This is a genomic window from Nocardia brasiliensis ATCC 700358 (assembly GCF_000250675.2).
GTDB lineage: Bacteria > Actinomycetota > Actinomycetes > Mycobacteriales > Mycobacteriaceae > Nocardia > Nocardia brasiliensis_B.
The window spans coordinates 8,644,455-8,663,470 of the sequence record NC_018681.1; the positions used below are offsets into that span (position 1 = coordinate 8,644,455).

The 19,016-nt window shown below is 65.9% G+C and carries 21 protein-coding genes and 4 tRNA genes; 3 read left to right on the top strand and 22 right to left on the bottom strand.

The features are described from left to right. The 8 genes from O3I_RS38570 to rplJ form a co-directional block, all read right to left on the bottom strand. Positions 1-1,011 (bottom strand): MCE family protein, encoded by a 1,011-nt coding sequence (locus O3I_RS38570; protein WP_014988485.1) that lies wholly within the window; start codon positions 1,009-1,011, stop codon positions 1-3. After that, positions 1,011-2,096, bottom strand: coding sequence for an MCE family protein (locus O3I_RS38575; protein WP_014988486.1), 1,086 nt, complete (start codon positions 2,094-2,096; stop codon positions 1,011-1,013). Before O3I_RS38575 ends, O3I_RS38570 begins: the two co-directional genes overlap by 1 nt. Next, entirely contained in the window at positions 2,093-3,445 is a 1,353-nt protein-coding gene (locus O3I_RS38580) for an MCE family protein (RefSeq protein ID WP_014988487.1), read from the bottom strand. The genes O3I_RS38575 and O3I_RS38580 overlap by 4 nt, the downstream gene beginning before the upstream one ends. Beyond that, positions 3,442-4,206, bottom strand: coding sequence for an ABC transporter permease (locus O3I_RS38585; RefSeq protein ID WP_226887528.1), 765 nt, complete (start codon positions 4,204-4,206; stop codon positions 3,442-3,444). The genes O3I_RS38580 and O3I_RS38585 overlap by 4 nt, the downstream gene beginning before the upstream one ends. Before the next feature lie 105 nt (positions 4,207-4,311). Continuing rightward, positions 4,312-5,106 (bottom strand): MlaE family ABC transporter permease, encoded by a 795-nt coding sequence (locus O3I_RS38590; RefSeq protein WP_014988489.1) that lies wholly within the window; start codon positions 5,104-5,106, stop codon positions 4,312-4,314. Positions 5,107-5,117: 11 nt separating this feature from the next. Next, positions 5,118-6,194, bottom strand: a complete 1,077-nt coding sequence (locus tag O3I_RS38595) for an ABC transporter ATP-binding protein (protein WP_014988490.1) — start codon at positions 6,192-6,194, stop codon at positions 5,118-5,120. Between the two features lie 242 nt (positions 6,195-6,436). Next, positions 6,437-6,817: a 50S ribosomal protein L7/L12 gene (gene rplL / locus O3I_RS38600; protein ID WP_014988491.1), complete on the bottom strand. Its 381-nt coding sequence runs from the start codon at positions 6,815-6,817 to the stop codon at positions 6,437-6,439. Positions 6,818-6,957: 140 nt separating this feature from the next. Continuing rightward, a complete protein-coding gene (gene rplJ, locus O3I_RS38605; protein ID WP_014988492.1) occupies positions 6,958-7,503 on the bottom strand; it encodes a 50S ribosomal protein L10 in 546 nt (181 codons plus the stop codon). 467 nt (positions 7,504-7,970) lie between these two features. Between rplJ and O3I_RS38610 the strand changes: the two genes are divergently transcribed. Next, on the top strand, positions 7,971-9,578 hold the full coding sequence (locus O3I_RS38610; RefSeq protein ID WP_014988493.1) for an MFS transporter: 1,608 nt from the start codon (positions 7,971-7,973) through the stop codon (positions 9,576-9,578). 51 nt (positions 9,579-9,629) lie between these two features. Here O3I_RS38610 and O3I_RS38615 read toward each other — a convergent pair whose 3' ends face one another. From O3I_RS38615 to O3I_RS38665, 11 genes are all read right to left on the bottom strand, one after another. Continuing rightward, the gene (locus tag O3I_RS38615) at positions 9,630-10,157 is read right to left on the bottom strand and encodes an NADPH-dependent FMN reductase (RefSeq protein WP_014988494.1); all 528 of its coding nucleotides are present in this window, start codon (positions 10,155-10,157) and stop codon (positions 9,630-9,632) included. Positions 10,158-10,257: 100 nt separating this feature from the next. Further along, positions 10,258-10,971 carry a 50S ribosomal protein L1 gene (rplA, locus tag O3I_RS38620; protein ID WP_014988495.1) on the bottom strand — a complete coding sequence of 238 codons (714 nt, stop codon included), beginning with the start codon at positions 10,969-10,971 and terminating at the stop codon, positions 10,258-10,260. A 151-nt stretch (positions 10,972-11,122) separates the two neighbouring features. Further along, on the bottom strand, positions 11,123-11,557 hold the full coding sequence (gene rplK / locus O3I_RS38625; RefSeq protein WP_014988496.1) for a 50S ribosomal protein L11: 435 nt from the start codon (positions 11,555-11,557) through the stop codon (positions 11,123-11,125). A gap of 97 nt (positions 11,558-11,654) precedes the next feature. Next, a complete protein-coding gene (gene nusG / locus O3I_RS38630; protein ID WP_014988497.1) occupies positions 11,655-12,434 on the bottom strand; it encodes a transcription termination/antitermination protein NusG in 780 nt (259 codons plus the stop codon). A gap of 118 nt (positions 12,435-12,552) precedes the next feature. Then, positions 12,553-12,987 (bottom strand): preprotein translocase subunit SecE, encoded by a 435-nt coding sequence (gene secE, locus O3I_RS38635; RefSeq protein WP_014988498.1) that lies wholly within the window; start codon positions 12,985-12,987, stop codon positions 12,553-12,555. A 21-nt stretch (positions 12,988-13,008) separates the two neighbouring features. Then, positions 13,009-13,081, bottom strand: a tRNA-Trp gene (locus O3I_RS38640). A 271-nt stretch (positions 13,082-13,352) separates the two neighbouring features. Further along, a complete protein-coding gene (locus O3I_RS38645; protein WP_041564879.1) occupies positions 13,353-14,417 on the bottom strand; it encodes a fused (3R)-hydroxyacyl-ACP dehydratase subunits HadA/HadB in 1,065 nt (354 codons plus the stop codon). A 262-nt stretch (positions 14,418-14,679) separates the two neighbouring features. Next, positions 14,680-14,850, bottom strand: coding sequence for a 50S ribosomal protein L33 (rpmG, locus tag O3I_RS38650; RefSeq protein WP_014988500.1), 171 nt, complete (start codon positions 14,848-14,850; stop codon positions 14,680-14,682). A gap of 43 nt (positions 14,851-14,893) precedes the next feature. After that, a tRNA-Met gene (locus O3I_RS38655) sits at positions 14,894-14,969 on the bottom strand. Between the two features lie 71 nt (positions 14,970-15,040). After that, a tRNA-Thr gene (locus O3I_RS38660) sits at positions 15,041-15,113 on the bottom strand. A gap of 141 nt (positions 15,114-15,254) precedes the next feature. Further along, entirely contained in the window at positions 15,255-15,746 is a 492-nt protein-coding gene (locus O3I_RS38665; RefSeq protein WP_014988501.1) for a YajQ family cyclic di-GMP-binding protein, read from the bottom strand. Between the two features lie 170 nt (positions 15,747-15,916). Here O3I_RS38665 and O3I_RS38670 point away from each other — a divergent pair. After that, positions 15,917-15,999: transfer RNA gene (locus O3I_RS38670), tRNA-Tyr, on the top strand. Positions 16,000-16,080: 81 nt separating this feature from the next. On the opposite strand, the gene O3I_RS38675 is transcribed toward O3I_RS38670, so the two are convergent. Next, positions 16,081-16,326, bottom strand: coding sequence for a hypothetical protein (locus O3I_RS38675; protein ID WP_014988502.1), 246 nt, complete (start codon positions 16,324-16,326; stop codon positions 16,081-16,083). Between the two features lie 135 nt (positions 16,327-16,461). Between O3I_RS38675 and O3I_RS38680 the strand changes: the two genes are divergently transcribed. Continuing rightward, complete coding sequence (locus tag O3I_RS38680; protein ID WP_202804907.1) at positions 16,462-16,935, top strand: MarR family winged helix-turn-helix transcriptional regulator; 474 nt, start codon at positions 16,462-16,464, stop codon at positions 16,933-16,935. 14 nt (positions 16,936-16,949) lie between these two features. Here O3I_RS38680 and htpX read toward each other — a convergent pair whose 3' ends face one another. After that, a complete protein-coding gene (gene htpX, locus O3I_RS38685; protein WP_014988504.1) occupies positions 16,950-17,831 on the bottom strand; it encodes a zinc metalloprotease HtpX in 882 nt (293 codons plus the stop codon). A 116-nt stretch (positions 17,832-17,947) separates the two neighbouring features. After that, positions 17,948-18,970 (bottom strand): polyprenyl synthetase family protein, encoded by a 1,023-nt coding sequence (locus O3I_RS38690; protein ID WP_029899394.1) that lies wholly within the window; start codon positions 18,968-18,970, stop codon positions 17,948-17,950. Positions 18,971-19,016: the final 46 nt, after the last annotated feature.

Below are 19,016 nucleotides of genomic sequence, written 5' to 3' on the forward strand. Positions count from 1 at the left end.
TCAGTTACCTCCCATGGTGCGGATCGGCGGACGGTTGCCGGGGATGTCGGGCAGGGCGGGCGGAATCAGGTTCACGATCACCGCGTCGAACCAGCGACCGGTGCCGAGCACGTTGGCATAGATGCCGTAGAACGGTGCCGCGAGCTCCAAGGTCTTGGAGATGTTCTGCTGGTTGGCATTCAGCAGATCGATCGAGCCGCGCAGGTTCTTCAGCGCCGGGCCGATCTGCTCCTCGTTGTCGTGCACCAGGGCGGTGAGCTCGGCGGACACGGTCTTGGCGCCGTCGAGCAGCTGCGCGATGGACTGCTGCCGGATGTTCAGCTCGGCCAGCAGCTGCCCGCCCGAGCTGAGCAGGCGCTCGAACTCCGCGTTGCGATCGGCCAGCACCTGGGTGGTCTGCCTGGTCGCCGCGAACAACTTCTTGAGCTGCTCGTCGCGCTTGGCCAGCGTCTCCGAGAGCCGGGCGACGCCATCGATCGAACCGCGGATCTCCGGCGGCGTGGTCGCGAACGCGTCGGAGAGCACCCGCATGCTGGTGGCCAGCTGAGCGGTGTCGATCTGGTCGATGTTCTTCGCGGCGTCGGTGAACGCGTCCACCACGTCGTACGGAGCGACGGTGCGCGACAACGGGATTCGCTTGCTCGGATCGGCGGTGCCGGACCCCTTCGGGTCCAGCGCCAGATATTTCTGCCCGAGCACCGTCTTGATCTGGATCGAGGCGGTGGTCTCGCTGCCGATCCAGGCGTTCTGGGTCCGGAAGTCGACGAGCACCTTGGCGCCGTCGAGCCGGACGTCGTCCACCGCACCGACCTTGACGCCCGCGATCCGGACCTCGTTGCCCTTCTTCAGGCCGGCCGCCTCGGAGAACTCGGCGGTGTACTTGGTGCCCGCGCCGATGATCGGCAGCCGGTCCAAGAAGAAGGCCGACATCGTCACCAGCAGCACCAGCACCAATCCGAGCACACCGAGGAAAGCGGGGCTGCGGCGTCCGAGCAATACGCGGTCGTCCATCAGCGGGCCTTCCCGGAGCAGCGCGGCGCGGCGTTGGTGTACAGCGGCTGGTTGATCGTCGGCAGCCCGGCGGGCAGGTTGAGCTGCGGCGCGTCCACCGCGCCCGGCCCGACCACGATGTCGATACCGCACAGGTAGAACTGGAACCAGGAGCCGTAACTGCCCACGCGCCCGAGCTTTTCCATTTTCAGCGGCAGGTTCGTCAAAGCCTCGTTGACCTCGTCCTTGCGCTCGTTGAGCGTGCCGGTGAGCTGGCTCAGGCCAGCGATCGAGCCCTGCAGGGTCGGCCGCACCGGGACCAGCAGATCGCCGGTGGCCGAGGCCAGGTTGCCGAGCGAGGTGACCGAGCGGCCGATGGTGTCGCGTTCCGCGGACAGCCCGCTGACCAGGGCTTCGGTATTGACGATGAGCTGATCGAACTGATCGTCGCGCTTGTTCACGGTGTCGAGCACGGCGGTCAGGTTGCGCACCAGCTCGCCGATCACGGCGTCCTTGTCCGCGATCTTGTTGGTCAAGCTCGCGGTGGTGGTCACCAGATCGTGGATGGTGCCCTGCTCGCCCTGGAACACCTGGATGATCTCGAACGAGAGCTTGTTCACGTCATCGGCGGTCAGCGTCCGGAACAGCGGACGGAAACCGTTGAACAGCGTGGTGAGGTTCAGCGCGGGACGCGTGTTCTCCAGCGGGATGGTGCCGCCCTTGTTGAGCTTGCGGCCCTGCTCGCCGGTGCCCTGCTCGAGCGCGATGTAGCGCTGGCCGACCAGGTTCCGGTACCGGATGGTGGCGATGGTCGAGGCGGGCAGCCAATCGCGGTCGGTCAGTTCGAATTTCACCTCGGCCAGCCGCTTGTCCACGATCGAGACATCGGTGACCTTGCCGACCCGCACGCCCGCGACGCGCACCTCGTCGCCCGGGTTCAGCGAGGTGACATCGGTGAACCGGGCCTTGAACGCGGTACCGCCGCCGCTGTAGTTCGCGATGGACAGCGCGAGCACCGTCGTCGCGAACAGCGTCACGATGACGAAGACGATCAACTTGGTGAGCGGCCCGCCGAGGCCGCGCAATTGCTGTTTGAACCCGTTCATCGCACGCTCACCTCGCTGCCGCGGAACGCGGGCGCACCGGCCCTGGTCACCCAGCTCGGCACCTGATCAGGCGAAACGCCTTGGGCCGCACCGTAGATCGCGCCCAGCGACTGCTGCTCCATGGGCGAACCGGCGATGGTCGCGACACTGGCCGCCGGGTACACGCCGTACTGCGGCGGTGACATCTGACCCGCGTTGATATCGCCGGGGTTGCGGCTGGGGACGGCGTAGGAGCCGTCGTTGCTCGGACCGCCGGTGGTGTACTGCCCCGGATCGACGCCGAGCGGCTTCTCCGGAATGCACCACGGCCCACGGGTGTCCAGCCACCGCGGCTCGTCCTGGTTGGGCAGGTACTTGCCGCGGTTGTTGGTCAGCTCGATGGTCACCCGGGAACCGGGCTGGGCCTCGCCCTTGCCGAGGATTCGGTCGATGCGCGGCTTGAGCTGAGCGAAGTTCGCCATCGCGCACGGGAAGGTCGGCGAGTAGGTGGCCAGGTCCTCCAGCAGCGGACGCGAGTCCGCGGCCAGATCGATGATGTTGTCGCGGTTGGCCACCAAGAAGTCGGCGGTGTCCGACGAGGTCGGCGTCAGCACGGCGTACAGCGAGTCGATATCCCAGCGGCGCTGCACGATGGTCGCGTTGGTGGTGCGCAGGTTGTCCAGCGCCTGCACCAGTTGCGGCGCCGCGTCGGAGTAGGTGGCTGCCACCGTGGCGAAGCTGCGCAGGTCGTCCTGCAGGTCCGGCAGCACGCCGTTGACCTCGCGGAAGATGGTGTCGAGCTTGTCCACGCTCTCGCCGAGCGCGAGGCCCTGACCGGACAGCGCCTGGGAGAGCGCGCCGAGGGTGGCGGCGAGATCCTGCGGCGGGATCGCCTGCAGCAGCGGCATCAGATCGTCGAGCAGCTTGCTCAGCTCGATCGCGTTGCCGCTCTTGTCCTGTTGCAACGTCACACCGTTGGTCAGATGCGTCGCGCTGCGCTCGGCCGGGATCATCAGATCCACATAGCGCTCGCCGAACAGGGTCTTGGGCAGCAGGCGCGCGGTCGCGTTGGACGGGATCTGATCGGCCTTGTCCGGCTGGATGGCCAGGTTCAAGGTCACCTTGCCGTTGTCCGAACGGCTGGAACGCACCTCGCCGACCGTGACGCCGCGAACCTTCACGTCCGCGTTCTTGGTCAGCGCGTTGCCCACGCTGTCGGTCACCAGGTCGACGTCGACGGTCTTCACGAACTGCTTGTTGTAGATCGCGATGGTGGTCGCCAGGAACAGCGCGACCACCACGAAGAAGGCGATGCCGAGCAGTCGCACCCGGAGCTTCTCGGTCGAGCGCCACAGCTGCACGCGGTTCATCCCGCCACCCGCACAGTCGTGGTCGTCCCCCAGATCGCCAGGCTCAGGAAGAAGTCGAGCACGTTCACCAGCACGATCGCGGCGCGCACCGCGCGACCGACCGCGACCCCGACGCCCGCGGGTCCGCCGGTGGCGTGAAAACCGTAGTAGCAGTGCACCATGATGATCACGAAGGCGAAGACCAACACCTTCAGGAACGAATAGAGCACGTCCTCTGGTGGTAGGAACAGGCTGAAGTAGTGGTCATAGGACCCGCTGGACTGCCCGTTGAACCAGATACTGATCATCCGGGACGCCAGGAAGGTGCCGAGCAGGCCGACGATGTACAGCGGAATGACCGCGAGGAAGCCGGCGATCACGCGGGTGGTGACCAGGAACGGCACACCGGGCACCGCCATCACCTCGAGCGCATCGATCTCCTCGGAGATCCGCATGGCGCCGAGCTGCGCGGTGAAACCACAGCCCACCGTCGCCGAGAGCGCCAAAGCCGCGACCAGCGGCGCGATCTCACGGGTATTGATGTAGGCGGTGAGGAAGCCGGTGAGCACGGAGCTGCCGAGCGCGTCGAGGGCTTTGAAGCCCTGCAGACCGACCACGACGCCGACCGACCCGGACATGAACACGATGACGCCGATGGTGCCGCCGATCACCGCGAGCGCGCCGCTGCCGAAGGTCACCTCGGCGAGCAGCCGCATGACCTCCTTGCGGTAATGCACGGCGGTGCGCGGAATCCAGGCGATGGCGCGCGAGTAGAACGACATCTGCTCGCCCGCCCGGTCGATCACCTTCAGCGGTGATCGCGCGATATTTCCCGCCCGGCGGAGCGATTTGGCGAGAGCAGGGTTGCGGTACTGGGTGGCCACCGGTCAGGCGCCCTTGGCGGGGACGACCTGCAGGTACACCAGCGTCAGGATGAGGTTCACGAAGAACAGCACCAAGAACGTGATCACCACGGATTGGTTCACCGCTTCACCTACTCCTTTCGGGCCCCCTTTCGGATGCAACCCCTTGTACGCGGCGATCACACCGGCGATCACACCGAATATCAGCGCCTTGATCTCGCCGATCCACAGGTCGGGCAGCTGGGCCAGCGCGGAGAACGAAGCCAGGTAGGCGCCCGGCGTGCCGCCCTGCAACAGCACGTTGAAGAAGTAGCCGCCGGCGATACCCACCACCGAGACGAGGCCGTTCAACAGCAGCGCGACCAGGGCCATGCCGAGCACCCGGGGCACCACCAGCTTGCGGATCGGATCGATGCCGAGCACCTCGAGCGCGTCGATCTCCTCACGGATGGTGCGCGAGCCGAGATCGGCGGCCACCGCCGACCCGGCCGCGCCCGCGATGATCAGCGACGTGACGACCGGGGCCGCCTGCTGCACGGTGGCGAGCACGCTCGTTGCGCCGGTGAACGATTCAGCGCCGAGCTGCTTGATCAACGAACCCGTCTGCAACGCGACGACGGCACCGAACGGGATAGCCACCAGTGCGCTGGGGAGGATCGAGACACTCGCGATGAACCACGACTGCTCGATGAACTCTCGCCACTCGAACGGCCGGCGGAACGTCTTGCGCAGCACGTCGAGGAACAGCGCAAAAATGTTGCCGGCCTGGCCGAACCCCGACTCCAGTGGAGTCCGCAATCGCGCCAGGGAGGAATTCACGATCGCAGATGTTACCCGTTAGTTGGGTTTGGTCTAGTCGTGGTGTCGTACGCGCCGCTCTGGTAACTGCCGAGGTCGCTGTTGTTATAGGCCATCACCTGCGTGTCGTCGTTCTGCGCAAGTGATTCCCGAATCGCGACCTGAGCCGCGTGCGGCAGGGTGTGCATGATCTCGCGGACGCGCTCCTTGCGGCGCAGCACGGCCTGGCGCACCGGCATGCCGGGGGTCGCCTGCATCTGCGGGATGATGCCCTCGACCTCTTCGGCGCCGCCGTGGTGATGGCCGGCGTCGAACATCGCTTGCTCGCGCGCCATCTGGGCCTCGTCCTTCTCCTCGGACATGCCGATCGGGCCCTGCATGCGGCCGTTGAGGAACTGCTTGACCACCGGCTCCTCGGAGGTGAGCAGCACCTCGCGCGGGCCGAACATGACCAGCTGGCGGCGGAACAGCATGCCGATGTTGTCCGGCACGGTGCGGGCCAGGTTGATGTTGTGCGTGACGATCAGAATCGTGGCGTCGATCTGTGCGTTGATATCGATCAGCAGCTGGCTCAGGTACGAGGTGCGCACCGGGTCGAGGCCGGAGTCCGGCTCGTCGACGAGGATGATCTGCGGGTCGAGCACCAGGGCGCGGGCGAGGCCGGCCCGCTTGCGCATACCGCCGGAGATCTCGCCGGGCAGCTTGCCTTCGGCGCCGAGCAGACCGGTCAGCTCGAGCTTCTCCATGACGATCTTCTTGATGTCGGATTCCGACTTCTTCGTGTGCTCGCGCAACGGGAAGGCGACATTGTCGAAGAGGTTCATCGAACCGAACAGCGCGCCGTCCTGGAACAGCACGCCGAAAAGTTTGCGGATCTCGTAGAGCTCCTTGTTGGAGCACGTGGTGATGTCCGTATCGCCGATATAAATGGAGCCACGCTCGGGGCGCAGTAGTCCGATCAGCGACTTCAGGAACACCGACTTACCGGTACCCGACGGGCCGAGCAGCGCGCTGACCTCACCGGACGGCAGCGTCAGGGAGACGTCCTGCCAAATTCGCTGCGAACCGAAGGACTTCGTAACACCCTCGGTCCTGACCTCGACGCCCACGCCAACCTCCAGAATTATTCAGCGAGCAGCCCACCGGCGAACCGCGTGCTGGGTTCCGCGGTGTGTCACGTCACAGTGGGTTCGGCCACTGTATCTCATGACCGAGACGGGGCACACCCCAACCTGACTGAAGAGTAACCTCGTTTCACTCGCAATTTCCGGATTGTTGGCGAAGGACTTCGTAAATAGCAAACGGGCGGTCCCCCGAGAGGGGGACCGCCCGTCGGCGATATCGGTCGGAATTACTTGACCGAGACCTTGGCGCCGGCTTCTTCCAGCTTCGCCTTGGCAGCCTCGGCGGCCTCCTTGGCGACCTTCTCCAGGATCGGCTTCGGGGCGCCCTCGACCAGGTCCTTGGCTTCCTTCAGGCCCAGGCCGGAGACGATCTCGCGGACCACCTTGATGACCTGGATCTTCTTGTCGCCCGCACCCTCGAGGATGACGTCGAACTCGTCCTGCTCTTCGGCGGCGTCGGCCGGAGCGGCAGCGCCACCCACAGCGGCGACGGCGACCGGAGCAGCCGCGGTGACCTCGAACTTCTCCTCGAACTTCTTGACGAAGTCCGACAGCTCGAGCAGGGTCATGTTGCCGAAGGTCTCGAGCAGTTCGTCAACGTTGGCCATGATGTTGTTCCTTTCGGTAGTTGTTGTCGTCGAGGGCGAATCGCGCGCGAATCACCCCGTGTCCGATGTGCGACCTGCGCGGGCCCTGCGTGGTTACGCAGGCTGCCGCCTCCGGGCCTGACGCCCAGGCCGCGCCGGGGTTATTCAGCGGCAGCGGTTTCGCCACCGGATTCGGCCTGCTTCTTCTCCACGAGCGCGGCGGCCAGGCGGGCCACCTGCGAGGCGGGAGCGTTGAACAGACCGGCGGCCTTGGCCATGTTGCCCTTCATCGCACCGGCCAGCTTGGCCAGCAGGACCTCGCGGGACTCCAGGTCGGCGATCTTCTCGACCTCGGCCACGGACAGCGCAGCGCCGTCCATGTAGCCGCCCTTGATGATGAGCGCCTTGTTGTCCTTCGCGAAGGTCTTGAGGGCCTTCGCGGCGTCGACGGGCTCACCGCTGATGAAGGTGATCGCGGTCGGGCCGACGAACAGCTCGTCGAGACCTTCCACGCCCGCCTCGGCGGCGGCACGCTTGACCAGGGTGTTCTTGGCGACGGAGTACGTGGCTCCGGCGCCGAGCGCGCGCCGCAGCTCGGTGAGCTTGCCGACCGACAGGCCACGGTATTCCGTGACAACGGTGGCCGTCGAGCTCTTGAACTGCTCCGCGATCTCCTCGACCGCAGTGACCTTCTCGGGTTTCGCCATACTTCGCCTCCTCTCTGATGGTCGGTTCGTGACGAACTACCGATCAGGGACGGCGACAAAACAAACGCCCCGGACGCAAGGCGTTCCGGGGCGCAATAGGAATCATCGATCCCGGCGCGATGGCCCGGATCGGGTTCCCCAGCCTCGGTTCTCCCTGCGTGGGCCGCCGGCAATGTCGCCGGACCTTCGATCGAACCCATGCGGGCTCGACGACCAACGGTCTTCGGTAGAACGGATTGGGTAGTAATCGAACTCGTCGATGACTGCCGTCCAATGTACCCGGACCACCCACCATCTGCCAAAACGGGGTGGGCACCGTTGTCGGAACTGCATGAGCACAGTGAAATAGCGCACCATTGCCTGGGCGAATCAGCGTGCTCCAGCTCACATTTCGGCTGTGAATGTGGGCAAAATCGCGCGCCGCAAGTGTTACGCAGGGTGACATTAACCTGTTTGACTGCACAACTATGGCAACCTCCATAGTCGATCCACCGGTGCTGCTGGAACGACGTTCCCAGCGGTATCTCGCCCTCGCCGTGATCTGCATGGCCGAACTCTTGGTCATGCTCGACAACACGCTGGTCAACGTGGCCCTACCGTCCATCGGGGTGCAGCTCTCGGCCGGTGTCAGCAGCCTGCAATGGGTGGTCGACGCGTTCACCCTGACCTTCGCCGGCCTGCTGCTGGCCTTCGGCAATCTCGGCGACCGCTACGGTCGCCGCCGCGTGATGATGATCGGCCTGGTCGGCGTGGCCGTCATGTCAGTCGCGGGCGCGCTGTCGGAGTCGATGACCCAGGTCATCGCCGCGCGCGCCGCCATGGGCATCTTCGCCGCCGCGGTCTTCCCCGCCACCCTCGCGCTGATCATCAACATCTTCACCGAGAAGCGCGAGCGCGCGCTCGCCATCGCGGCCTGGACCGCGGTCGCCGGATTCGCCATCGCCATCGGACCGATCTCCGGCGGCTGGCTGCTCGCCCAGTTCTCCTGGCACTCGGTGTTCTGGATCAATGTGCCGGTGGCCGCGATCGCGCTGGCCGCCACCCTCAAATGGGTGCCGGAATCCCGTGCGGCACAGGTCGGCAAGCTCGACCTGCTCGGCATCGTCTTGTCCATCACCGGCATCACGCTGGTCGTGTGGGCGATCATCGAGGGACCGCGCAACGGCTGGCTCTCGACGATCACGCTCGGCACCGCCGCGCTGGGTGTCGTCCTGCTCGCCGCCTTCATCGCGTGGGAATTGCGCACCCGCGCACCAATTCTCGATATGCGCCTGTTCCGCAATCGCCGTTTCTCGATGCCCGCACTGGCCATTGCCATCGGCTACTTTTCGATGTTCGGTTTCTTGTTCCTGATCACCCAATATTTCCAGGGCGTCCGCGAATACACGCCGCTCGAATTCGGTATCGCCTCATTACCTTTCGCCTTCTCGGTCGCGCTCGGCGCGCCCATCGCCACGATGCTCGCGCAGAAGGTCGGCACCACACCGGTCATCGTGACCGGCCTGCTCATCACAGGACTCGGGCTGTACCTGGGCGGACAGGTGGACGTCGACAGCAGTTACGTCACCGACGTGCTGCCTTCGATGGTGTTCATGGCGCTCGGCCTGGCCATCACGCAGGGCCCTGCCACCGAATCCATCATGGGCGCTTTGCCTTTGGACGAGGCGGGCGCGGGTTCGGCGGTCAACGACACCACCCGCGAGATCGGCGGCACCCTCGGTGTCGCAGTGCTCGGTTCGATCGTGGCGTCGTACTACACGACCCGGATCAGCGCCCGGCTCGAGGCGATACCGAGCACTCTGATGAACGCCAAGGAGAAGGGCCTGGTCGAGGCCAGCCCGTTGAGCGTGCTGGAACTCCGCAAACGCCCGCTCGCGCCGTTCTTCGAGAGCCAACGCGAAAACCTCATCGTCGCAATGAAATCCGCGGCGCTCGAGGGTTCGCACACCGCCTCGCTGGTGGCAGCCGGGGCGGTGGTGGTCGCCGCCGTCATCGTGGCGATCTTCCTGCCCTGGGGTGTGCAGGACGGCGAGTCCGTGCTGCTGGGCTGGCGCAAGACGGCCGACGACGAATAGCCGTACCGTTTCCGATTCCCGCCGGATCCGGCCGCCCGGATCCGGCGGGAATCACTGCGCCTGCGCCACCAGACGCCGGAGCAACTCTCCTGCGCCGGTGCGGAATTCGGGGGCCGCGACCAGACCGTCCGCACCGATGCCTTCGCGCAGCACCGGCAGCCGGGCGGGTACACCGGGATCCACGGCGGCACCCACATAACCGAGCACACTGGCGAGGGTCGCCGTCGCGCCTTCGCCGCGGCCGGGTACCGCGACAGTCAGCCAGGCGGTGGGCTTTTCGTAGAGATCGGCGGTGCCGACGGTCCAGTCCAGCAGGTTCTTGAGGCTGCCGGGCAGGGTGCCCGCATATTCCGGCGTGCAGAACAGCACCGCGTCGGCGGCGGCAAGCGCTTCGCGCAGCGCGAGAACCGACGGATGCCCGGTGCCGTCGTCATCGGGATTGAAGGCCGGGAGTTCGGCGAGTCCGTCGTACCAGCGGGTTTCGATATCGGCCGGGGCGATCGCCTGCACTGTGCGCAGTGCGGCGGAATTGGTCGAGGCACTGCGCGTGCTTCCGGAGATCAGCAGGACAACGGTCACCTCGGGATCAACGACGACCGTCAGTGAAATAGTCCGTGGAATGCGAAAGGCGGGAACGCGATTCGCGTTCCCGCCCTTTGCGGTCTGACTCGGGTGCTACTTACGCGTCCTCGTCGAGGAGGTTGCGGGTGCGGTTCGGGTCCACCGGGATGCCCGGTCCGGTGTTCGTCGAAACCGTAACCTTCTTCAGGTAGCGGCCCTTGGCGGTCGACGGCTTGACACGCAGGATCTCGTCCAGCGCGGCGCCGTAGTTCTCCACCAGCTTGGCGTCGTCGAAGGACGCCTTACCGATCACGAAGTGCAGGTTGGCCTGCTTGTCGACGCGGAAGTTGATCTTGCCGCCCTTGATGTCGTTGACGGCCTTGGTCACATCGGTGGTGACCGTGCCCGTCTTCGGGTTCGGCATCAGGCCGCGCGGGCCCAGGACACGCGCGATCCGGCCGACCTTGGCCATCTGGTCCGGGGTGGCGATCGCGGCGTCGAAGTCCAGCCAGCCGCCCTGGATCCGCTCGATCAGGTCCTCGGCGCCCACGGCGTCGGCACCGGCGGCCTCGGCCTCGGCGGCCTTCTCGCCGGCGGCGAACACGATGACGCGGGCGGTCTTACCGGTGCCGTGCGGCAGGTTGACGGTGCCGCGGACCATCTGGTCGGCCTTGCGGGGATCCACACCGAGACGCACGGCGACCTCGACGGTCGCGTCGGTCTTGGTGGTGGCGGTCTCCTTGGCCAGCCGCGCGGCGGCCAGCGGGGAGTACAGCTTGTCGCGATCGACCTTCTCGGCCGCGGCGAGATACGCCTTGCTTCGTTTTGCCATGATTCTCTGTCCTTAATTGTCTGGTTCAGCCGTGGTTATCGGGCCTGGCCGGCCCTCCCACCGTGAGCGTTTCGCTCAGCCTGCGGCGTCTGATGGAAGTCTTCGCTGCGCCTGCGTGGTTACGCTGCGCTACCTCCTCCGGCGCTGACGCTCAGCCTTCGACGGTGATACCCATCGAGCGAGCGGTGCCCGCGATGATCTTCGCCGCCTGATCGATGTCGTTGGCGTTCAGATCTTCCTGCTTGGTCTTGGCGATCTCCCGGACCTGGTCCATGGTGACCTTCGCGACCTTGTTGCGGTGCGGCTCAGCCGAGCCCTTCTGCACACCGGCGGCCTTGAGCAGCAGCTTGGCGGCGGGCGGGGTCTTCAGCTTGAAGTCGAACGACCGGTCCTCGTACACCGAGATCTCGACCGGAATGACGTTGCCACGCTGCGACTCGGTCGCGGCGTTGTACGCCTTGCAGAACTCCATGATGTTGACGCCGTGCTGACCGAGCGCCGGACCCACCGGAGGGGCGGGGTTCGCCTGGCCGGCCTGGATCTGAAGCTTGATGATCCCGGCGAGCTTCTTCTTCTTGGGGGGCATCTTTCTTTCCTAGGTGTCTGTTTTCCTTGCTCTTTGCAAGTGCTGGCGTTGCGATCCGCGGCCGGGCAGAGTCCATCCGGCCGCGGACGTAACAGGTCTAAATCTTCGCAACCTGAGTGAAGCCGAGCTCGACCGGGGTCTCGCGACCGAAGATCGAGACGAGCACCTTGAGCTTCTGCTGCTCGGCGTTGACCTCGGAGATGCTGGCGGGCAGCGTCGCGAACGGGCCGTCCATCACGGTCACCGACTCGCCGACCTCGAAATCGACCTCGATGGCGGGCTTGGCCACCGACTCGATGGTGGACTCGGTGGTGCTCGCGGCCGCGCTGGCCGGCGCCTTCTTCTGCTGCGCGGCCGGGACCAGGAACTTCACCACGTCGTCGAGGGTCAGCGGGGACGGCCGCGAGGTGGCGCCGACGAAACCGGTGACACCGGGGGTATTGCGCACCGCGCCCCACGACTCGTCGTTGAGTTCCATCCGGACCAGGATGTAGCCGGGCAGCACCTTGCGGTTGACGTTCTTGCGCTGGCCGTTCTTGATCTCGGTGACCTCTTCGGTCGGCACCTCGACCTGGAAGATGTAGTCCTCGAGATCGAGGTTCTGCACGCGGGTCTCGAGGTTGGCCTTCACCTTGTTCTCGTAGCCGGCGTAGGAGTGGATGACGTACCAGTCGCCGGGGGCGCGGCGCAGCGCGGCCTTCATCTCGGCGACCGGGTCGGCCGGTTCGGCGTCGACAGGAGCTTCGGGTGCGGCCGCCTCGGCGACCTCGGAGTCCACGTCCTCGGAGTCTTCGACGGTCGCGTCGGCCTCGGTGGACTCCGCCACCGCGTCGTCGACCGGGAACTCGTCGTGTGTGTCGTTCTCCGGGGTGCTCACTGGGGCACTCGCTTCCTGTGTCGTCACGTACATCCTCTGCGTGCCGGGCCGGGCGCGCGGCGGAACTACTCCGCCCGTCTCCGCCCCGGGATCGGCTGGCGGCGTCGGCGTAGAGCTACTAGCCGAACAGCCAGTTGACACCCTTGATGAACGCCACATCCAACCCACTGATGAACGCGACCATGAAAATCACGAACACCAGAACAACGCTCGTATAGGTGACCATCTGTTTCCGGTTGGGCCAGATCACCTTGCGCAGTTCCGCGACAACCTCGCGCAGGAACTTGATCAAACGCTTGAACGGGTTACCCGTCTTGCCGCGTTCGGCCCGATCGGTCTTGGCTGCCTTACGCAACGAAGGACGATCGAGCGTGGCGATCGAGCCCGTGTCCGACGAGGTACCGCGGGTTCGCCGGGCGGATCGCTTGCCGCTGGGCCGAGCCACCGCGGCGGTGTCGTCGCCATCGTCGGCCTGCGAGCCGTGGCGAGTATCCCGCTCGTCGACCACGTCGATCCTTTCGTCGCTGGCATGCTGGTTCTTTCGAGCGACCATGCAAGCTGTCGCTACGGAAGGCAGGGGCGACAGGACTTGAACCTGCAACCTGCGGTTTTGGAGACCGCTGCTCTGCCAGTTGAGCTACGCCCCTTCGGTTGGACCGTGTTGGCTGTCCAACCACTGTTCGATATTCAGTTGTACTCCGTTGTCACCACATGACACGCGCGCTGCCTTGGCAGTTGCCGGCCCCGTCGGCGAATCCTCGCGGACTCACCTGGAACCAGCCCTACAGAGCAGCGCGCAGCGGCTGGTGACCCCAGAAACCTCAGTGTACGTTACCGGCCGCGTCGTTAGCTAATCAGGGTCAGTCGACCAGGTCAGAACCGGTTCCCCAGTTCGCCGTTCGGGCCGACCCCGCCGGCTCACGACAGCTGCACGGTGGCCGTCGCGCGCCCGAAGATCTTGCGCCCCGCCGACTTCGCCACGATGGCGACGACCGCGGTCCGCGTCTCCGGATCCACGGACTTCACCTTACCGGTGAATTCGATCTCGGCGGCCTCATCGGTCCCCACATACACCGGACTGGTGAAGCGGACGTTGTACTCCTTGACCGCGCCGGGATCGCCGAGCCATGAGGTGACGAAGCCGCCGCCCAGGCCCATGGTGAGCATGCCGTGCGCGACCACGTTGTCCAGGCCGACGAGCTTGATGACGTCGTCGCTCCAGTGGATCGGGTTGGCGTCGCCGGAAACGCCGGCGTAGTTCACCAGATCACCCCGGGTGAGCCGGACGGTGCGGGCGGGCAGCTCGTCGCCGACGGCGATGCTGTCGAAGCTCAACGCGCGCTTGCTCGGGGCGATCTCGGGCACCGAGGCGATCGGCGTGGGCGTCGCGGCGGACTGGATCGCGCGCGGCCGGTGCTGCGGCGCGTCCTCGCCGATGCCGTGCATCAGCACGTTGCGCACCGCGTCGTTGAGATTGGGGTCGATATCGCCGCCGCTGCGCCCGATCAGCGTGGTGTAGGTGGTGAGCACCAGCTCGTCGTTCTGCGCGGTGACGATGTTCTTGGTGACGATGATGTCGCCGCCGAAGGCCTGCCGGAACGAATGCAGGTGTACGTCGCAGACCAGCTGATCGCCGACCCGGATCGGGCGGTGGAATTCCAGGATCTGATCGGTCTGCATGATCTGGCTCAGGTCGTAACCCGTGACGATCTGCTCGAACAGCTTGCGCTGGGCCAGAATGCCGACCAGGGAGATGAAGGTGAGCGGCGCGAGCAGGCCGTCGTAGCCGTACTCCTGCGCGAGGTCCTCGTCCCAGTGCACCGGGTGGTAGTCCTGCACGGCGCGCGCGTACTCGCGCACCTTCTCGCGGCCGACCTCGTAGTAGTCGTCGACGCGATAGTGGTGACCGACCATGGCCGCCGCGTGCGCGGCGGGGTCCGACATCTCGTCCGCCTGAACCGCTTCGTCTGTACCGGTGTTGATTGTCACGGGTGGACTGTACCTATCTGACCCCGTCACCCGGAGTCGGCGGAGCGGTAACGACTACGCCGTAGAAGCGCTCGGCTCCGTCGTTACCGCGTTGGCGGCTGTAACTCTGGTCGCGCTCACTGACTTACCGCCCCGGACCGTGAAATGCGTCAGGGCCGGACATATCGTCCGGCCCTCGCATTGGCACGTTCCGAGATTACCGAGAGCGACTCACGCTTCCGGCGCCGATCCACGCGGCAGCTTCACGCGTGGCGGACTAGCGGGATTCTTTGTGTCCCCGGTGCGTGCCGCAGTTCGGGCAGAACTTCTTCAGTTCCAGCCGATCCGGGTCGTTGCGCCGGTTCTTCTTGGTGATGTAGTTGCGGTGCTTGCACTGCTCGCAGGCCAAGGTGATCTTTGGCCGGACATCGGTGGACTTCGCGGCCACGATATTCCTTCTTTCGGGTCAACCAGATGGTCTGATCGGTCTTTGGTAGCGATGGCCGGACTTGAACCGGCGACACAACGATTATGAGTCGTTTGCTCTACCGACTGAGCTACACCGCCACGGGGTCGCATTGCCTGGTGCCGCGCCCAACCTTGGAGATGCCGAGTCGGTCACCACCGGCAATCCGGCGAGCCCCCTAACGGAATCGAACCGTTGACCTTTTCCTTACCATGGAAACGCTCTGCCGACTGAGCTAAGGGGGCATGACTACTTCCGCACCGAGCTCCGAACACTCGACCCCGGCGCGGCGAAGTCTTGAACGAGATTACACACCTTCGGGTCCGGACTCCAAACCGTGTGGTCAGAGCCGGTTTGCGGCCGCCCTGCGAGCGGCCGCGGACGACCTACCGGTAGTTGACGAACTGCAAGGCGATGCCGAAATCCTCGCCCTTGAGCAACGAGATCACGGCCTGCAGATCGTCGCGCTTCTTGCTCGACACCCGCAGTTCCTCACCCTGGATCTGCGCCTTGACCCCCTTGGGGCCCTCGTCGCGGATCTTCTTGGTGATCTTCTTCGCATGCTCGGTGTCGATGCCCTGCACCAGCGAGCCGGTGATCTTGTACGTTTTGCCCGAGGCGACGGGCTCGCCGGCGTCGAAAGCCTTGAGCGAGATATCGCGGCGAATCAACTTCTCCTTGAACACGTCCAACGCCGCTTTGACCCGCTCCTCGGCCTCGGCGGTCAGCACGATCTTGTCCTCACCGGACCATTCGATACCGGCGCCGGTGCCACGGAAGTCGTAGCGGGTGGTCAGCTCCTTCTCCGCTTGATGCAGAGCATTGTCGACCTCCTGACGGTCGACCTTGCTGACAACATCGAAAGACGAATCGGCCACACTTCGCTCCTGTCCTGACGGTTCCCATGGAGGCACGTTCACCGGGTGAACCGGTCACGTCAGTTCTACCCGACGACGCGACGCCACCCGCCCCACATGGCCGATAGCCAGGCGGTTTGCATTAGGGGTGGAGGTTCGATGTATTCTGCTCAGCGCGCCGAAAGCGCGACGGCAGATTGCCCGAGCGGCCAATGGGAGCGGACTGTAAATCCGTCGGCGAAAGCCTACGTAGGTTCGAATCCTACATCTGCCACCGAATGCCCCCGTCGATCCTGGATCGGCGGGGGTATTTCGTTTCCGCGACCCCGACACGAGGGCTCCCGGCGCGGCGCGGTCAGTCCCGCAGCGTGGCCGGATCCGTCGCTTTCGACGCCTCCCCCTCGTAGCGCAGATGGGATTCCAAATCCTTTGCGATACGGTCGAATTCGATCGCGAGCCGATAACGGTCCGGCTCCGCGAGCAGTCGGCGCAAGACGGTGAGCGCCGCGGCCGCCACCGCGAGATCGCGACGCAACCCCGCGCGCACGGCACGCAGATGATCACCGAGGGCCACGACCCGCGGCGGGCTCTCGGCAGACATCGGATCGGTCCTGGGCAGGTCCTCCCCAATCACCAACCGGCACGGCGCGTGCGGGCGCTAGCCTGGTCGGAGAGCGTAATTTTGCTTTGGTAGCAAAGTAACTTTATAAGCAAAGGCTATCGAGAGGCGGCGGAGATGTCAACGGGTCGGCGGGCCGGCGCGGGCATGGCGGTGGAAGAGAGCGTCCGGAGTCTGCTGCTGCTCATGCCGCGGGTGGTCGGGCGGGCGAAGAAGATGCGCGTTCCCGAAGAGCTGCAATCGTTTTCGCTGGCGCCCCGGCATCTGTCGCTACTGGCGAACCTGGTTTTCGAAGGCCCGATGACGGTCAATGATCTGGCCGCGCGGCTCGAGGTCGCGCCCACCACGGTGAGCCTCATGGTGAGCGATCTGAGCAAACAGGGTGTGCTGGAACGGCGCTCGGACGAGGCCGATCGCCGGCGCACGATCGTCGCGATCGCCGCGGCGCACGAGAAGTCGGTCAACGACTGGCTCGGCGGCAGCGCGCGGGCGTGGCGGAAGGTGCTGGCGCCGTTGGACGCCGAACAGCGCCGGCTCTTCGTGGACACGCTGCGCGCCTACGAGGACGAGCTGTCGGCCGAGCACGAGTGAGCGGCGTGGCGCGCTCAGTAGTCGCGCCTGCCCCCTGCCATATCCTCCAGCCGGGCGATCCGGTCGGCCATCGGCGGATGGGTGGAGAACCACCGGGCGGCCCGTTCACCGACCCGGAAGGGGTTGGCGATCATCAGGTGCGACTGGGCGGTCAATTGCGGCTCCGGCGGCAACGGGGCGGCCTGTACGCCGCGCTCCAGTTTGCGCAGCGCCGAAGCGAGCGCCAGCGGGTCACCGGTGAGCTCGGCGCCGGACTGGTCCGCCTGATACTCCCGCGAGCGGGAGACGGCCAGTTTGATCAGGCTCGCCGCGATCGGCCCGAGCAGCGAGACGAGCAGCACCCCGAGCATGTTCGGGCCCTCACCGTTGCGGTTGCCGCCGAACGCCGAGGCGAAGAAGGCCAGGTTGGCCAGACCGGAGATGACCGCGGCGAGCGCGCCCGCGACCGACGAGATCAGGATGTCGCGGTTGTAGACGTGCGAGAGTTCGTGACCGAGCACGGCCCGCAGCTCGCGTTCGTCGAGGATCTGCAGGATGCCGCTGGTACAGCAGACCGCCGCGTGCCGCGGATTGCGACCGGTGGCGAAGGCGTTGGGCGCGTTGGTGGGGCTGATGTAGAGCCGGGGCATCGGCTGCCGGGCGGTGGTCGCCAGCTCCCGCACGATGCGATAGATCACCGGCGCCTCCAGCTCGCTCACCGGCTGCGCGTGCATCGCCTTCAACGCGAGCTTGTCGCTGTTGAAGTACGCGTACGCGTTCATGCCGACGGCCAGCAGGATGGCGATGATCAGGATCGTCGGGCTGCGGAACATCGCACCGGCGAACACGATCAGCGCCGAAAGGCCGATCATCAAACCGAACGTCTTGAGCCCGTTCGCGTACCCGTGCCCGTGCATAGGTCTCCTTGCCCACGCCCCCGTGAGTCGTGTGTCTTACACCAGACAAACGATAGGACTCCGCACCGAGTTCCAGCGGGAACCGGCGGATGGATTCGGGTGAAAGCCGGGGTCGTTCAGCCGACGCGTTCGATGGTGTAGCGGACCAGCCGCTCGAGCGCGTCGTTGGCCGGGCCCTGCGGAAGGGCGGAGAGCTCGGCGTGCGCGAGGTCGGCGTAGCCGTGCAGCTTCTCCTTGGCCAGCACCATGCCGTGCGAGCGGCCGAGCAGTTCGAGCGCCTCCTCGACCTCCGCGTCGGTGCCGAGCGGCTGGGCGAGCAGCTTGCGCAGCCGGTCGCCGTCGGCCCCCTCGTCGCGCAGCGCGTACAGCACGGGCAGGGTGTGCACGCCCTCGCGCAGGTCGGTGCCGGGGGTCTTGCCGGACTGCTCGGTGGCCGAGGAGATGTCGATGATGTCGTCGGAGATCTGGAAGGCGGTGCCGACCGCGTCGCCGAGCCGGGCGAGCCGCTCGACATGATCCAGCGAAGCCCCCGAGAAGGTGCCGCCGAAGCGGCCCGCGGCGGCGATGAGCGAACCGGTCTTCTCCCACACCACGCGCAGGTAGTGCTCGACGGGATCCTGGGTCTCGCGGGCCCCCATGGTCTCCCGCATCTGGCCGGTGACCAGCTCGGCGAAGGTTTCGGCGATGATCCGCACGGCGTCGGGACCCAGGGTGGAGGTCAGTCGCGAGGCGTGCGCGAACAGGTAGTCGCCGGCCAGGATGGCGATGTTGTTGCCCCAGCGCGAGTTCACGCTCGGGGCGCCGCGGCGCATGGTGGCCTCGTCCATCACGTCGTCGTGGTACAGCGTGGCCAGGTGCACCAGTTCCACGACGGTGCCCGCGGTGACGAGTGCGGGGTCGCTCGCACGCGGGCCCAGCTGACCGGTCAGCAGGGTGAACAGCGGACGGAAGCGCTTGCCGCCGGCCTTGGCCAGGTGCAGGGCCGCCTCTTGCAGGAACTCCTCGCCGTCGGACAGCTCGGCGACCAAGAGTTTCTCGACCTCTTCCAGGCCGGCGCGCACGGTCGCGGCGAGTTCGGTGTCACCGAGATCGACCCCGGCGACCACCGTGCTCTCGTCCGTAACAGCCGATGTGCTCATTTCTTCTCCCGCCGATGCGTCCGACCCCACGGTAGAGAACCTAGCG